A 14,917-nucleotide genomic window follows, 5' to 3' on the forward strand; every position below is an offset into this window, starting at 1 on the left:
ACTCAGCGGCCGCTGCGGAACTGGCCGTTGCTGGCCCGGCCGTTGCGGACCCGGCCGCGCAGGCGGAGCACGCCGAGGCCGGCGAGCAGGGCCGAACCGAGACCGCCGAGCAGGACCCACGGCAGGACGCCGCCGTCGGCGGGGCTGGCCACGACCGTGCCGCCCGTGGCGACGGACGGACCCGATGCGGAGGAGGACCGGACCGGGACGGTCGCCACGGTCGTGCCCCCGCGGGTCGTGGTGGTCCCGGTCGCCGAGCGGGCGACCAGGACGATGCGTGCCGCGGTGGTGACGGCGGTCCCCTTCGCGTCGGCCAGGAACAGCGTGTGCGCGCCGGCGGCCAGGTCGGCCGGCAGGACGACGGAGGCCGAGACGGTCCCGGCCGCCGTCGCGGTGACCGTGCCGATCACGCGCGGGGTGGAGTGCACGACGACCGAGTAGACCGCACCGGGCGTGAGTCCGGCGCTCGTGATCGTCACGGCGGAGCCGGGCGCGAACGGGCCGTGGGCGGCGGGGCCGTTCGCGACGACGGACAGGGCGGGCTGCCGCACGGTGACGCGGTACTGCTTCGTCGTCGTGCCGTCCGCCGCGGTCACCGTGACGACGGCGCTGCGACCGGTGACGGCCACCGAGGAGGTCGCTGCCGAGTTCGTCGTCGTGACGTGCACGTCGGCGGCGGTCAGCGCGGTGAGGGGTGCGGTGACGGTCGCACCGGCCGTGGTCGCCGCAGCGGCGAGGGGCACGGTGACGCCACCGACGGTGACGGCCGAGGCCGAGGCGTCGTCGGAGACGAGGAACCGGGCACGGAGGGCCGCGACCTCGGCCGGGGTGACGCCGATGGTCTTGGACAGGTACGAGTCCATGCCGGCGTACTTCGTCGCGACGTCGTGCTCGAAGGTGCCCTGCAGCAGCTGCGGGGTGGCCCACGTGACGCCGAGCTGGGTGTTCGAGAGCAGGTAGTCGTGCAGGACGTCCGCGCTGTCGACGCCCAGGACCCGGTCGAGCAGGTCGATGACGGTGCCGGTGCGGTCCATGCCGTGGGAGCAGTGGATCAGCACGGTGCCGGTCGTGTGCGTCGCCAGGATCTGGAGCACCTGGGCGTAGGCGCTGATCATCGGGCCACGGTCCGCAGCGTCGACGTAGCCCTTGTCGGTGAGGTCGTGGTACATCACGGTGTCGTCCGGGTAGTCGCCGTCGGCGCCGAACATCGAGATGTCGACGACCTTCGCGCCGGGGATCGTCACGTCGGGCTTCGCCGCCACCTGACCAGGCGTGCGGAGGTCGACGACGAGGTCCACGTGGTACTTGCCCGCGAGCGTCTGGGCGCCGGCGGCCGTGACCTTGTCGAGCGACTCGGAGCGGATCAGCCGCGTCGCGTCGACCCGGCGTCCGTCAAGTCCGGTGAAGGCGCCGAGCTCGCGGCCGTTCACCATGCCCGGGACGTCGGTGACCGGGTGGTCCTGCGCGGTGAACGCGGGCTGCAGGCCGGTGTCGGCGCTCGCCGTGGTGGTCGAGAGGCAGACGGAGCCGAAGACGGCGGCGGCAGCGGTGGCGATGGACGCGGCTCGGAACAGCGCGTGTGCTCGGGCGGGACGGTTGGGCACGGGGCTCCTCGTTCGGGTACGGGTACGTGTCCGCCCGCGACCAGGGGGTCGGCGACGCGGCGGGTACCGAGAACGATCGGGGTCCGTCCGGGCCGTTCGGTGAACAGTGCGCGACGGCAGACTTTCTGCGCGGTGAGCCAGCGCTCAGGATGGCGATCGGCGCTGCTCCTCGTCGAGGGACGCGCTGTGCCCGCTACCGTGAGGGGATGACCACACGACGGGCCCGGGCGTGAGCCACGCCGTCCCGACGATCCTCGACGTCGCCGCTGCCGCCGGTGTCTCGAAGTCCGTCGTCTCGCGGGCGCTCGCCGGGGCCTACGGGGTCGCGCCGGCGACGGTCGAGCGGGTGAAGCAGGCCGCCCGCGACCTCGGGTACGTGGCGAACGCCAACGCCCGGGGCATGTCGGCGCACCGGACCCACACGGTCGGCGCGTTCGTGCGCGACGCCTCCACCCCGTTCTACGGGCACCTGCTGACGGCGTTCCAGCTGCGCGCGGCGGAGCGTGGGTACCGGGTCGTCACCGCGACCGGAGCCGGGTCGTTCTCGATCGCGGAGGAACGGCGTGCGCTCGAGACGCTGGTCGCGCTGCGGGTCGAGGGACTCATCGTCTGCAGCGGCGCCCTGCCCGTCGAGGACGTCCTGCCGTTCGCGCAGCGGATCCCCACGGTGGTCGCCGGGCGTCCGGAGCGGGACGAGTCGGTCAGCAGCGTCTACTGCGACGAGCACGGTGGCGGGACGGCGCTGGCGGACCGGGTCGCGGACCTCGGCCACGAGCGGGTCGCGGTCTTCACGGTCGCACGGTCCGGTTCGCTGACGCAGTCGGCGCGGACGGACGCGATGGCCCGACAGCTGGGCGCGCGGGGTGTCGACGTGGTGCTGGTCCGCCTGGAGGACCACGGCGACGACCCGCGCCGGCTCGACTCCGCCGTGGACCACGTGGTGGCGGTCGGGGGCGTGACGGCGATCATGGCGCCGAGCGACCACTGGGCGGTGGGTGTCCTCGAGGCGATGCGCCGCCGCGGGCTCCGGGCGCCGGAGGACCTGTCCGTCACCGGGTACGACGGCATCATGCCCTTCGCCACGGAGCTGTTCGGCATCAGCTCGTGGCGGCAGCCGCTCGACGTGATCGGATCCCTGTCGGTGGACGACGTCGTGGACCAGATCGACGGGGTGACCTCGCGGGCGACGCACACCGCCATCGACGGCACGCTCGTGCCCGGTCGGACGCTCGCTCCGCGCTGAGCAGCACGGCGGCACGGCCGCGCGGCGCCCGCTCGGGTGCCGCCCGCGTCACCACCCGTTCACCTGCTCGTCGCCGTCCAGACGACCACGACGGTGCGCTGGTGACCACGATGGGGAACGTTCCCTAAACGTGCTCGACCGAACGGATCCCATGTCCCAGCCCGACGCCGCCGTCACCTCCCGCCTGCCGCTCGACGCCACCGACCCGTACCGCTACGGCGTCTACCTGCGCCCCGATGCCCGCACCTGCCGCGCCGTCACGGTCGTCACCGACCAGCTCCGCGCCCAGTACGGCCTGGTGTCCGCCGGCGCGTTCCCGCCGCACGCCACCCTGGTCGGCAGCCAGCCGTTCGGCCGCGACGTCACCGAGGTCGTGCAGGCGCTGACGACCCTGCTCGCCGACCGTCCGGCGTTCGACGTCCACAACGCCGGCGTCCGCGGGCAGGGCATCGGGTACGTGTACGACGTCGCCGAACGCCCCGACGGCACCCTGAACCAGGACTTCGTCCAGCTCGCCGCGGACGTCGACGCCGCGGTCGACCCCTTCCGTCGGACCATGGACTCGCCGCCGTCGAACGACTTCCTGCCGGAGAAGTGGCGCGCACACCTCTCGCTCGCCTCCCACGACCTCTACGGCCGTCCGGACCTGCGCGACGAGGTCGGTGCGTTCATCCGCGACCTCGACATCGACGTGCCGTCCGGCTTCCGCGGCGACACCGTCGTCCTCTACCGGACGGCCAGCCCGGACTGGAGCGGCCGCTGGTGGCACACGATGACCTGGGAGCACGTCCACACCTGGACCCTCACCGGTCGATGACGGTCACCCTCGCCGAGGTGGCTCGGGCGACCGGGCTGTCCCGGTCGCTCGTCTCCCTGGCCCTCCGCGGCGACGACGGGGTGTCCGTGCCGTGTCGGGAACGGGTGGTGCGCGCGGCGGACGAGCTGGGCCTCCCGGTCGGTGCCCTGGCGCGACGACGTGCCTCCGGTGACCCGCTCGTCATCGGGGTGCTCGTCACCGACGCGGCACACCCGTTCCACGCCGAGGTGCTGGCGAGTGCGCGGGAGACCGCCGCGACCTTCGGGTTCGCCGTCCGGGTCGTCGACGCGGGTCGCGACGACGCGCGGCTGGCCGCCGGACTGGAGGCCCTGGTCGCCTCCGCCGGGACGGCCGACGGTGTCCTCGGGGTCGCGGTGGTGAGCAGCCGTCTCCCGCGGGCACGGGTCGTGTCGGCCGCGCGGCGGGTCCCGGTGGCGGTCCTCGGATCGGGGGCGGGCCTCCTGGCCGGGACCGGCATCGACACCGTGAGCGTCGATGAGGAATCCGGCATGCGGGAACTGCTGCTGTACCTGGCGTCGCTCGGGCACGTCCGGACCTGCTTCGTGGCGGAGTCGGCGTTCCCGTCGACCACACGGCGGGGGCGGGTGCACGCCGAGGTGTCGGGCCGGCTCCAGGTGACGGCGGACCGGTGCACGGCGGACATCGACGTGCTCGTCGCCGAGCCCGGACGAGTGCGGAGCTTCCTGGACGACGGCGTGACCGCGTTCGTCGCGGCGAACGACGCGACCGCGGGACGGCTGCTGGCCGCCGCCCGCGCAGCCGGGACCGACCTGCCGGAGGTGGCCGCCGTCACCGGGTTCGACGGCACCGCGCTGGCGGAACGGCTGGACCTGACGACCGTCGAGCAGCCGTGTCGGCGGATGGGGGCACGGGTCGTCGAACTCGTCGTCGAACGGCTGCGGGGTCGGCGTGTGGTCCGACACGAGGTGCTGCCGACCGTGCTCGTGCCGCGGTGCCGGCCGCGGTCGGTGCCTTCGGAGGGCTAGACCGCGCCGATCGCTTCCTCGTCCGCCGCGGCCTCCTTCTGCACCGCGAACTGCGTCCGGTGCAGCTCCTCGTACCGCCCACCCGCGGCGAGCAGTTCCTCGTGCGTGCCGCGCTCCACGATCGAGCCGTCCTCGACCACCAGGATCAGGTCCGCGCTGCGGATGGTGGAGAGGCGGTGGGCGATCACCATCGCCGTCCGGCCCTCGAGCGCCTCGCTCAGCGCGGCCTGCACGGCGGCCTCGGACGTCGAGTCCAGGGCGGCCGTCGCCTCGTCGAGGATGACGACCCGCGGCTGCGCGAGCAGGAGCCGTGCGATGGTCATGCGCTGACGCTCACCACCGGACAGCCGGTAGCCACGCTCACCCACCATGGTGTCGAGCTGGTCCGGCAGGGACCGGATGAGCGGCTCGAGGCGGGCCCGCCGGACGGCGTCCCACACCTCGTCGTCGGTGGCCTCGGGCCGGGCGAGCCGCAGGTTCGAGCGGATGGTCTCGTGGAACAGGTGGCCGTCCTGCGTCACCATGCCCATCGTGTGCCGCATCGAGCTGAACGTGACGTCGCGGACGTCCGTGCCGGCGAGCCGGACGGCGCCGCTGTCGACGTCGTACAGGCGCGAGAGGAGCTGCGCGACCGTGGACTTCCCCGCACCGGACGTGCCGACCAGGGCGACGGTCTGCCCCGGCTCGATCCGGAACGAGACCCCGTGCAGGACCTCGTCGCCACCACGGGTGTCCAGCGTGGAGACCTCCTCGAGTGACGCCAGGGAGACCTTGTCGGCGGACGGGTAGGCGAAGCGGACGTCGTCGAACTCGACCGCGACCGGACCGTCGGGGATCGTGACGGCGTCGGGCTTCTCCTGGATGAGCGGTTCGAGGTCGAGCACCTCGAAGACGCGCTCGAAGCTGACCACGGCGCTCATGATCTCGACCCGGGCGTTCGCCAAGCTGGTCAGCGGCGCGTAGAGGCGGGTGAGCAGGAGGGCCAGGGTGACCACGTCGCCGGTGTTCAGCTGGCCGCCGAGGGCGAGGGAACCACCGACTCCGTAGACGAGCGCGAGGGCGAGCGCGGAGACCAGGGTGAGCGCGGTGACGAAGACGAACTGCAGCAGTGCGCTCCGGACCCCGATGTCCCGGACGCGGGCGGCACGGACGCGGAACTCCTCGGCCTCTTCGTCGGGGCGGCCGAACAGCTTGACGAGGGTCGCACCCGGCGCCGAGAACCGCTCGGTCATCTGCGTGCTCATCGCCGAGTTGTGGTCGGCGGCCTCGCGGCGGAGCGCGGCGAGACGGCTGCCCATCCGGCGTGCGGGGATGAGGAAGACCGGCAGCATGACCACCGCGAGCACCGTCACCAGCCAGGAGGTGCTGAGCATCACGACCAGGGTCAGGACCAGCGCCACGACGTTCGTGACCACGCCGGACAGCGTGCCGCTGAAGGCCTGCTGCGCGCCGATCACGTCGTTGTTGAGCCGGCTCACGAGCGCGCCCGTCCGGGTGCGGGTGAAGAAGGCGATCGGCATCTTCTGCACGTGGTTGAACACGGCGGTGCGGAGGTCCAGGATCACGCCCTCACCGATCCGCGCCGAGTACCAGCGGGTCACCAGCGACGTGGCGGCGTCGGCGACGGCCACCAGGGCGATGACGACGGCGAGCCAGACGATGGTGCCGACGGCGCCCCGGGCCGCGATGACGTCGACGACCTGGCCGGCGAGCACCGGCGTCGCGACCGCCAGGAACGCCCCCACGACGGACAGCACGATGAAGACGAGGAGCTTCGCGCGGTACGGCACGGCGAACGTCATGATCCGCCGCACGGACTCACGGGAGATGCCGTGCTTGCCGTCCCTGGCGGTCGAGATCTTGTAGAGCGAGCTCCAGGCCACGCCTTCCATGCTCATGACAGTTCCCTCCGTGGCCAGCCGGGGCCTGCTGCGGTGGCGGGGAGCCCCGTGGCGGGGCCCTGCAACGGCGACGGCGACCAGGGAGTCAGGATACGGCTCGTCCGGCACCGAGCGGGCGGGCGTCGTGCGCAAGGCGGCTGGTGCGGGCGCTGGACGGAAGCGGTTCCGGACTCGGAACTGTGCCTCAGCGCCGGACTCCGATCCACTGCACGCTCCGTGGGTCGTCGCAGAGCCCGTCGGCCCAGTCCACGGGGAGGAGCTCACCCGGTCCGGAGGGGTCGACGAAGTCGCCCGTCCAGGCCTCGCCGGCGATCGCTTCGGCGCTGTCGTCCGTGAACAGCGTGCGTTCGGCGGCCAGGTCGTAGCGGCGGCCGAGGACCGGGCCTCCCGGGCGGTCGCGGTAGAGCACGACGGCGACGTCGTCGGTCAGGGCGCGGCCGGCGACCCATTCCGTGCCGTCGTTCCAGTCCGTGTCGGTCGTGAACAGGTGCTGCAGGTGCGCGAGGAACGCCTCGGTGTACGAGCGTCGTTCTGAGCCGGCGTCCTGTTCGGTCAACCGGGCCAGCACCTCCCGGGGCGTCAGGTCGTACCCGGTGGCACGAGATCCCGACCAGTTCAGTCCGACGTCGATGCCGTCCCGCTCGAGTCCCGGCAGCCGTCGGTCGACGAAGTCCCGGAGCGCTATCTCCGACGGTCGGAAGCCGGAGTAGGCGGGCACGGTGCCGATCACCCGTTCCGCCCTGGACCGTCGCGACCAGAAGGGCATCGCCCGTCGGCCGTCAGCGCCGAGGGGAGCGGGAACGCCGCCGTCGTCCTCGACGGTCCACACGGACTCCGCGCGACCGACCTCGTCGAAGAAGGCCGATGCCTGGGCTGCGCTGGTGCTCACATCGGGACCCTAGACCGCGGACCGACCCTGACGGTCGAGCGGTGGCGTGATCGTGCTCGAGAGCTGCTGCACCCGCTCGACCAGGGCCCGGTGGTCGACGCCACCGCCGGCAGCCACGTAGTCCTCGGCCCGGTGTGCCGGGTCGGTCGCGACGCCGGACGTGAACCCGCGGAACCACCCGCCGGCCCGCTCCAACACCAGCGCACCCGCGGCGACGTCCCACGGGTGGGTGGCGAAGCCCATCGTGACGTCCGACCAGCCGGCGGCCACGTGCGCGAGGTTGAGCGCGCCGCTGCCGGTGCTGTGGTGGTGCCGGTACCGGAGCGTGAGGTCACGGACCAGGGTGAGTGCAGCCTCCTCGCCGAGGAGTTCCAGGTCCTGCTGCACCGGGAAGCTGGTCAGCACGGTCGCGGCGTCCTCGGGCAGGGACACGGACCGGATCGGTGCGCCGTCGAGGGTCGCGCCGGTGTCGTCGGCGGCGAACAGGTGGTCGGCCACCGGGTCGTACACGGCGCCGGCGACGACGACCCCGTCGACCTCGGCGGCGATCGAGACGCACCAGTAGGCCAGCCCCCGGGCGAAGTTCGCGGTGCCGTCGATCGGGTCCACGATCCACCGGAGGGGCGCGTCACCGGTGCTGCCGCCCTCCTCCCCGAGCACCACCGACCCGGGGAACGCCCTGGTCAGCGCGGTGGTGATGGTCTCCTCCGCGGCACGGTCGTGCACCGTGACGACGTCGTGGGCGTCGCGCTTCGTGGTGATCGCCATGTCCGACCGGAACGCCTGGAGCAGCTGCGGGGCGACCGTGCGGCAGGCGGACTCGGCGGCGGCGCGGAGCGCGGCGGGGGTGGGGGAGACGGTGGGCGTGGCGGGCGACGACATGGGACCGGTCTACGACGTGGCCGGTCCTGGACGGGGAACCAGGCGGTGCTCCGAGCCGAACCGGAGGTGAACACCGGGGGTGCGTGGACCGCCGTCGTGGTTCGTCCGTTGAACGCGGTGTGAACGGACGGCGGCGGGTCGCTGACGTCGCTTGACCGGCTCCTCCGACCGCCCGCACAGTGGACACCGTTCCCGGATAGGGAACGTTCCCTACCCGAAGGTTGCTCGACATGACGGTGTCCGTCCGGCCCGGCCTGCTCGCCGGTCCCGCCCGCCCCGCCAGGACGACCCGGTCCTGGCTGCGGTCCGACCGCCGCGTCGGCATGGCCCTGCTCCTGCCGGCGTCGGTCGTGTTCGGCGTGTTCGTCTTCTACCCGCTCGTCCGCGTCATCGTCCTCAGCACGCAGGGCACCGACATCTTCGGCCAGCCCGCCGGATCGGTCGGACTGCAGAACTACGTCCGGACCTTCACCGACCCGGCCTTCGCCCGGACCATGCTCAACACGGCACTGTTCTGCGTCGGCGTCGTCGCCGGCCGGATCGTGTTCGGACTGCTCATCGTCGTGCCGCTCACCGCGAAGCTGCGCGGGATGCCCGTCTTCCGGGCACTGCTCACCTCGCCGATGGTCGTGTCGGTGTCAGCGGGGTCGGTCGCCTTCGCGACGATGCTCGCCCCCGGCACCGGCCTGGTGAACACCGTGATCCGGCAGCTCGGCGGTCAGGGCATCCCGTGGCTGACCGACACGCACTGGGCGCTGACGAGCGTCGTGCTCGTCACCGTCTGGGGCTCGCTCGGGTTCACCGTCCTGCTGCTCGTCGGGGCGTTCGGGGCGATCGACCCGCAGGTCGTCGAGGCCGCGCAGCTCGACGGCGCCGGCCCGCTCCGCACCTTCTGGTCGGTGTCGCTGCCACTGGTCACGCCGACCCTGTTCTTCGTCGTGGTCACCGGCACCGTCGAGGCGCTCACCACGTTCGGTCAGATCCAGATCCTCACCTCGGGAGGCCCGGCCGACTCCTCCCGCACGCTCGTCTACGCGATCTACCAGCAGGCGTTCGGCTCGGCGAGCGCGAACTTCGGGCTGGCGGCAGCGCTCGGCGTCGTGCTGTTCCTGCTCGTCCTCGGGCTGTCCCTCGTGCAGTTCGGTGTGCTCGAGAAGCGGGTGAACTACTGATGCGACCCGTCACCGCCCGGCGCTTCCGCAGCGCCCTCGTCTACGCCTGGCTGATCGCCGCCGTCGTGGTCGTGTGCTTCCCGCTGTACTACGTGTTCGAGGGCGCCCTCACCCCGAACGAGTACCTCGACCAGGGGCTGCCTGGCCTGCTGCCCGTCCACCTGACGCTCGACAACGTGGTCCGGGCGACCCAGGTCGTGCCGCTCGGCCAGCAGTTCCTCAACAGCGTGCTGGTGACGTTCTGCCAGACGGTGCTGCAGGTCGTGATCGGCATCATGACCGCCTACGCGCTGGTGTTCTGCCGACTCCGCGGCACCCGGGCGCTGTTCCTCGTCCTGCTCGCCAGCATGATGATCCCCGGCGAGACGACCCTGATCGCGAACTACCTGACCGTCTCGTCGTGGCACATCATCGACACCCTGCTCGTGGTGTTCCTGCCGTTCGTCGCCTCGGCGCTGACGATCTTCCTGTTCCGGCAGACGTTCCTGAGCTTCCCCGACGAACTGCGTGAAGCCGCGGTGCTCGACGGCGCCGGCCACTTCCGGTTCATCCGGTCGATGCTGCTGCCGATCACCCGGCCGACCCTGGTGTCCGTCACCCTCGTCAGCGCCACGGCCGCGTGGAACGGGTTCTTCTGGCCGCTGCTCGTCACGAACTCGCCGGAGAACCGGACCGTGCAGGTCGGCATCGCCCAGCTCGCCGACGCCCAGGCGTCCGACGTCGGTGTCGTCCTGGCCGGCGCCGCCATGGTCACGCTGCCGGTGCTCGTCCTGGTCCTCGTCGCCCAGCGGTTCCTGGCCGGTGGCCTGACCGCCGGCGCCCTGAAGTGAACGGCGCACTGCACGGCCACCGCGCAGGGGTGACCGCCGACGCGTCCGCGTGACCGTCCGTCCCTCCCGTCTCCCGCCCCGCCCCAGCTCCCACCCTCACCCCGAACAGGAAGCAGCACCATGTCGTCTCGACGCTCCACCGCCGCACTCGTCCTCGGCGCCGCCACCATGCTGGCGCTCGCCGGGTGCTCCGCCTCCGGCACCGCCGCCTCGTCCGGTCCCGTCACCGTCGACTTCTGGCACGCCATGTCCGGCCCCGCCGCAACCGAACTCGGCTCCCTGGTGTCCGAGTACGACGCCCACAACGCCGACCACGCCACCGTCAAGGCCTCGTACCAGGGTGACTACGCCGCGGTGCAGACGAAGTACACCGCCGCTGTGCAGTCCTCGTCGACGCCGGACCTGCTCATGATGAACGACGTGTCGACCGGCTTCATGATGGACTCCGGCCAGACCGTCGCCCCCACCACCCTCGGGAAGGTCGACACCTCGTCGATGGCCCCCGCCGCCAAGCGCTACTACAGCGGGAAGGACGGACTGGCAGCGATGCCGTTCTCGGTGTCCGTGCCCGTCCTGTACCTCGACAAGGCGCTCGTCGAGCGGGCCGGACTCGACCCGAAGTCCCCGCCGAAGACCCTCGACCAGGTCGCGACCTGGGCCGAGGCGATCCACAAGGCGACCGGCGCCTACGGCTTCAGCATGAACATGGCCGACTCGTGGATGCTCGAGGAGCTCTCCGCCTCCGGCGGCAAGCCCTTCTGCTCGCCGGACAACGGCCGCGGGTCCACGAAGGTCGACGGGGTCAGCCTGACCTCCGACACCCAGGTCGGCTTCATGACGCGGCTGCAGTCGCTGTACCAGGACGGCGTCGCGCTGAACCCGGGCACCGACTCCGCCGCCATGAACTCCGCCTTCGCCAGCGGCAAGGTCGGCATGCTGATGACCTCCTCCGGCGCGTACACGACCGTCGACCCGGACGGCTCGAAGTCCGTCGTCACGACCTTCCCCACCACCGCCTCGTCGAAGGACGCCGGCCAGGTCATCGGCGGCAACGCGCTCTGGATCTCCGGCAAGGGGCACTCGACCGCGGAGCAGCGTGCCTCGTACGACTTCGCGAAGTGGCTGCAGACGCCCGAGGTGCAGGCGAAGTGGGCGAAGGCGACCGGCTACCTGGCGATGGACACCGGGGCGGCGTCGACCAGCGTCGGCAAGCAGTCCCTCGCCGACCCGAACGTCGCGGCCATGTACCGGCAGCTGGCGGCCGACCCGTCGAGCACCGCAGCGGCGGGCTGCGTGACCGGCGCGTTCCCGACCGTCCGCGCGACCGTCATCGGCGCGTTCAACCGGGTGGTCGAGGGCGCGGACGTGCGCGCCACCATGCGGACGGCCGAGAAGCAGGCGTCCGCGCAGATCGCGGACTACAACGAGGCTGCCGGCAAGTGAGCTGAGCCGTCGCGGACGGGAGGCACGGTGCGGGCCCGCACCGTGCCTCCCGTCCGCTACTGCGCGCCTTCCGGCGCCATCAGACCGTTCCGGTACGCGAACGCGATCACCTCGTTGCGTGACCCGAGGCCGAGCTTGCTCAGGATGTTGCCGACGTGGGTCTTCACGGTCGCCTCGCTGATGTACGCCTGCCGCGCGATGTCGGCGTTGGAACAGCCGTCGGCGAGGAGCCGGAAGATCTCGCGCTCACGCGTCGACAGCGTCGCGACCGCCGCATGGTGCGTCACCGGGCTGATCGGGACCGGTGCGGTGTCCGGTCGACGTGCGCCGATCCTCCAGGACAGCGCTGCGGCCGCGACCGACACGACGACCCACACCGCGATGTCACTGGCGATCCGGCCACCCCACGGGAGGCCGTTGACCGTGCCCCACCGGCCGGACAGCGAGACCGTCGGAACGGTCAGCAGCGCGCCGACGCCGACCGCAGCGGCCAGGACGCCGGCGAGCAGCCGACGCCGGTGAGCGGGGTCAGCGGACCGCGCGACGAGCGCGGGAAGCGGCAGGAGGACCAGGTAGCCGACCCAGCTCGCCTGACTGAACCGGGCCGGCCAGAAGAGCAGTTGCAGGGTCACCAGCAGCACCGTGCCGACGACGGCCCAGGTCGGCCGCAGGCGCGCCATGCCGAGTGCCGCGGCGTACCCGACCATCACCAGAACCGCGTACGGGTTCGTGGCGAAGGTGTCCTCCCGCAGGGGGACGTCCACGGTGAACTGGCCGTGTTGCGTCGCGACCCAGGCGGCGAGGAGGGCCAGGGCGACGGCCGGCACGATGGAGGCCCGCAGCAGTTTCGGCATGCTGTTCACGGTAGGACCCGTGGTCGCCTCTCGGGCGGGGTCGGGGGCGGAATCGTCCGCGAGTCGGAGTCGTCCATCGGGGGGAGTGGCACGGGATCGGTGCCTCTCAGAGCATTCCCTAGGCTCGTGTCCGTGGAAGCGACGACGCGCACGGTCACCACCGCCGACGGCACCGAGATCGCGGCGCTGGTGTGGCCGGGGGACGGTCCGACCGTCGTCGTCCTGCACGGCCTGGCCGGGAGCAGCCGTGAGTTCGTCCCGACGGCGGAGGCGCTCGCCGGCCACTCCGTCGTCCTGGTCGACCAGCGCGGCCACGGCCGGAGCACCAGGCGTCCCACAGACACCTCGCGCGCGGCGTTCGTCGCCGACGTGGTCGCGGTCATCGACGCGCTCACCGTCCCCCCGGTTGTGCTGGTCGGCCAGTCGATGGGCGCGCACACGGCGATGCTCGTCGCTGCCGCCCGACCGGACCTGGTGCGGGGGCTCGTCCTGCTCGAGGTGGACCAGGGCAGTGGCACACCGGAGGACCACGCTGCCCTCGGTGCGTTCTTCCGTTCGTGGCCGACGCCGTTCGCCGATCGCGTGGCTGCCCGGACCGAGCTCGGTGACGGGCCGCTCGCGGAGGCCTGGGTCGCCGACCTGGAGGAGCGCCCGGACGGACTCCACCCGCGCTTCGACGCCGACGTCATGCAGTCCACGATCGAGGCGGTCGGTACGCCCCGCTGGGCGGAGTGGGAGTCGGTCACGGCGCCGACCCTGGTCCTGTACGCCGACGGTGGCATGTTCACCGCGGAGCAGCAGCAGGAGTTCGTCCGTCGTGGTCGTTCGGTGACGGTGGGGCGGCTCCATGACGCCTCGCACGACGCGCACCTCGACGCGTTCGACCAGTGGATCGACGCCCTCCGCTCCTGGGTCGCGTTGATGTGAGTCCGTCGCTCGGTTGTGTCTCCTGCGCCCGGATCTGGTACTAATGAGATCCGTTCTCATCAAGGAGACCCATGTCCGAGTCGCTGCCGGCGGTCCGCCCGACGTCCTCGTCGACGCGTCCGGCCGACGCCGTCGTGCTCCTGATGCGCCGCTCCCGTCGTCGCGCAGCAGCCCGGATCACCCTGCTCGTGGCGGTGCTCGCCGTCGTCGCCGTCGCCGCGATGATGATCGGTCCGGTGTCGATCGCTCCGACCCAGGTCATCGGCATCGTGGTCGACCGCGTCAGCGGCGTCCGATCAGGTGACTGGTCCGCGTCCGCCGACCAGATCGTCTGGGGCACGCGGGCACCTCGGGTCGCGATGGGGATCATCGCCGGCGCCGTGCTGGCGGCCGGGGGAGCGGTCCTGCAGGCCCTCGTCCGGAACGGCCTGGCCGACCCGTACCTGCTCGGCATCAACTCCGGCGCCAGCACCGGCGTCGCACTCGTGGTCCTGGTCATCGGCGGAGGCAGCGCGCTCCTCTTCTCCGGCGCAGCGCTGGCCGGGGCGATCGGCGCCGTGCTGCTGGTCGTGGCCCTGGCCGGGACCGCCAGCCGTCGCGGTCCGATCCGGCTCGTGCTCGCCGGGCTGGCCGTCGGCTACGCCCTCAACGCGGCGACGAGCTTCCTGGTCTTCTGGAGCGACTCCCCGGAGGCCGCCCGCTCGGTCCTGTTCTGGCTCTTGGGCTCGCTGGGGTCGGTGCAGCCGGTCGCGCTCGTCGCCGCAGCAGTGTCCGCCGGCCTCGGACTCGTCGCGCTCGTCGTCATCGCACCGTTCATCGACGCGCTCGCGTCCGGTGACGACTCCGCGCGGTCCGCGGGCATCGACCCCGAACGCGCGCGGCTGGCCCTGATGGTCGGTGTCTCCGCCATGGTCGGCGTCATCGTCGCCGCGGTCGGCGGTGTCGGGTTCATCGGGCTCGTCGTGCCGCACCTGGCACGTCGGCTCGTCGGCGGCCGACACCGGGCGGTCGTGCCGGTGTCGGCGTTGCTCGGCGCGGTCCTGCTCGTCGTCGCGGACACGGTCGCGCGCACCGTCTTCGCGCCCCAGGAGATCCCCGTCGGGGTCGTGACCGGTGTGCTCGGTGCGCCGTTCCTCCTGGTCCTCCTCCGCCGCACCGCCCCCACGTCCACCCCCTGACCGCCAACCCACGGTCGCCCCCCCCCACTGGAGAGCCCCCTTGCGAACCCGAACCCGAACCCGAACCCGAACCCGGCCATCCACCCGGCCCCGGTCCTCCACCCGGCCCCGGTCCTCCACCCGGACCCGGCCCCGGTCCACCCCGGTCCTGACGGCGATCGGTCTGCTCG

The 14,917-nt window shown here is 72.3% G+C and carries 13 protein-coding genes; 8 read left to right on the top strand and 5 right to left on the bottom strand.

Annotated elements, in window-relative coordinates; all coding sequences use genetic code 11:
• Positions 1–2: 2 nt before the first annotated feature.
• A complete protein-coding gene (locus SOM35_RS09715; protein ID WP_320515235.1) occupies positions 3–1,604 on the bottom strand; it encodes a tyrosine-protein phosphatase in 1,602 nt (533 codons plus the stop codon).
• Positions 1,605–1,833: 229 nt separating this feature from the next.
• Between SOM35_RS09715 and SOM35_RS09720 the strand changes: the two genes are divergently transcribed.
• The 3 genes from SOM35_RS09720 to SOM35_RS09730 all read left to right on the top strand — a co-directional run bounded on the left by SOM35_RS09720 (position 1,834) and on the right by SOM35_RS09730 (position 4,671).
• A complete protein-coding gene (locus SOM35_RS09720) occupies positions 1,834–2,847 on the top strand; it encodes a LacI family DNA-binding transcriptional regulator (RefSeq protein ID WP_320515236.1) in 1,014 nt (337 codons plus the stop codon).
• A 151-nt stretch (positions 2,848–2,998) separates the two neighbouring features.
• Positions 2,999–3,664: a 2'-5' RNA ligase family protein gene (locus SOM35_RS09725; RefSeq protein WP_320515237.1), complete on the top strand. Its 666-nt coding sequence runs from the start codon at positions 2,999–3,001 to the stop codon at positions 3,662–3,664.
• On the top strand, positions 3,661–4,671 hold the full coding sequence (locus tag SOM35_RS09730; protein WP_320515238.1) for a LacI family DNA-binding transcriptional regulator: 1,011 nt from the start codon (positions 3,661–3,663) through the stop codon (positions 4,669–4,671). The genes SOM35_RS09725 and SOM35_RS09730 overlap by 4 nt, the downstream gene beginning before the upstream one ends.
• Here SOM35_RS09730 and SOM35_RS09735 read toward each other — a convergent pair.
• From SOM35_RS09735 to SOM35_RS09745, 3 genes are all read right to left on the bottom strand, one after another.
• Positions 4,668–6,569 carry an ABC transporter ATP-binding protein gene (locus SOM35_RS09735; protein WP_221849305.1) on the bottom strand — a complete coding sequence of 634 codons (1,902 nt, stop codon included), beginning with the start codon at positions 6,567–6,569 and terminating at the stop codon, positions 4,668–4,670. The genes SOM35_RS09730 and SOM35_RS09735 overlap by 4 nt on opposite strands.
• A gap of 187 nt (positions 6,570–6,756) precedes the next feature.
• Positions 6,757–7,461: a DUF2750 domain-containing protein gene (locus SOM35_RS09740; protein WP_320515239.1), complete on the bottom strand. Its 705-nt coding sequence runs from the start codon at positions 7,459–7,461 to the stop codon at positions 6,757–6,759.
• A 9-nt stretch (positions 7,462–7,470) separates the two neighbouring features.
• A complete protein-coding gene (locus tag SOM35_RS09745) occupies positions 7,471–8,343 on the bottom strand; it encodes an inositol monophosphatase family protein (protein ID WP_320515240.1) in 873 nt (290 codons plus the stop codon).
• A 230-nt stretch (positions 8,344–8,573) separates the two neighbouring features.
• On the opposite strand from SOM35_RS09745, the gene SOM35_RS09750 reads away from it, so the two are divergent.
• The 3 genes from SOM35_RS09750 (at position 8,574) to SOM35_RS09760 (ending at position 11,788) form a co-directional block, all read left to right on the top strand.
• Positions 8,574–9,515: a carbohydrate ABC transporter permease gene (locus tag SOM35_RS09750; protein ID WP_320515241.1), complete on the top strand. Its 942-nt coding sequence runs from the start codon at positions 8,574–8,576 to the stop codon at positions 9,513–9,515.
• Positions 9,515–10,345, top strand: coding sequence for a carbohydrate ABC transporter permease (locus tag SOM35_RS09755; protein WP_320515242.1), 831 nt, complete (start codon positions 9,515–9,517; stop codon positions 10,343–10,345). Before SOM35_RS09750 ends, SOM35_RS09755 begins: the two co-directional genes overlap by 1 nt.
• Before the next feature lie 120 nt (positions 10,346–10,465).
• Positions 10,466–11,788, top strand: a complete 1,323-nt coding sequence (locus tag SOM35_RS09760) for an extracellular solute-binding protein (protein ID WP_320515243.1) — start codon at positions 10,466–10,468, stop codon at positions 11,786–11,788.
• A gap of 56 nt (positions 11,789–11,844) precedes the next feature.
• On the opposite strand, the gene SOM35_RS09765 is transcribed toward SOM35_RS09760, so the two are convergent.
• Entirely contained in the window at positions 11,845–12,642 is a 798-nt protein-coding gene (locus SOM35_RS09765; RefSeq protein ID WP_320515244.1) for a helix-turn-helix transcriptional regulator, read from the bottom strand.
• 132 nt (positions 12,643–12,774) lie between these two features.
• Between SOM35_RS09765 and SOM35_RS09770 the strand changes: the two genes are divergently transcribed.
• Both SOM35_RS09770 and SOM35_RS09775 read left to right on the top strand, forming a co-directional pair.
• Positions 12,775–13,569 (top strand): alpha/beta fold hydrolase, encoded by a 795-nt coding sequence (locus tag SOM35_RS09770; protein ID WP_320515245.1) that lies wholly within the window; start codon positions 12,775–12,777, stop codon positions 13,567–13,569.
• 71 nt (positions 13,570–13,640) lie between these two features.
• A complete protein-coding gene (locus SOM35_RS09775) occupies positions 13,641–14,747 on the top strand; it encodes a FecCD family ABC transporter permease (protein ID WP_320515246.1) in 1,107 nt (368 codons plus the stop codon).
• The last annotated feature ends 170 nt before the right edge of the window (positions 14,748–14,917 follow it).

The sequence above is a fragment of the Curtobacterium sp. CFBP9011 genome (assembly GCF_034045095.1).
Lineage (GTDB): Bacteria > Actinomycetota > Actinomycetes > Actinomycetales > Microbacteriaceae > Curtobacterium.

What these genes read in the sequence shown, in the direction of transcription:
- SOM35_RS09730 (WP_320515238.1), top strand. Translation starts at nt 3,661, where the DNA reads ATGACGGTCACCCTCGCCGAGGTGGCTCGGGCGACCGGGCTGTCCCGG.
- SOM35_RS09760 (WP_320515243.1), top strand. Translation starts at nt 10,466, where the DNA reads ATGTCGTCTCGACGCTCCACCGCCGCACTCGTCCTCGGCGCCGCCACC.
- SOM35_RS09735 (WP_221849305.1), bottom strand. Translation starts at nt 6,569, where the DNA reads ATGAGCATGGAAGGCGTGGCCTGGAGCTCGCTCTACAAGATCTCGACC.
- SOM35_RS09750 (WP_320515241.1), top strand. Translation starts at nt 8,574, where the DNA reads ATGACGGTGTCCGTCCGGCCCGGCCTGCTCGCCGGTCCCGCCCGCCCC.
- SOM35_RS09755 (WP_320515242.1), top strand. Translation starts at nt 9,515, where the DNA reads ATGCGACCCGTCACCGCCCGGCGCTTCCGCAGCGCCCTCGTCTACGCC.
- SOM35_RS09765 (WP_320515244.1), bottom strand. Translation starts at nt 12,642, where the DNA reads ATGCCGAAACTGCTGCGGGCCTCCATCGTGCCGGCCGTCGCCCTGGCC.
- SOM35_RS09725 (WP_320515237.1), top strand. Translation starts at nt 2,999, where the DNA reads ATGTCCCAGCCCGACGCCGCCGTCACCTCCCGCCTGCCGCTCGACGCC.
- SOM35_RS09775 (WP_320515246.1), top strand. Translation starts at nt 13,641, where the DNA reads ATGTCCGAGTCGCTGCCGGCGGTCCGCCCGACGTCCTCGTCGACGCGT.
- SOM35_RS09745 (WP_320515240.1), bottom strand. Translation starts at nt 8,343, where the DNA reads ATGTCGTCGCCCGCCACGCCCACCGTCTCCCCCACCCCCGCCGCGCTC.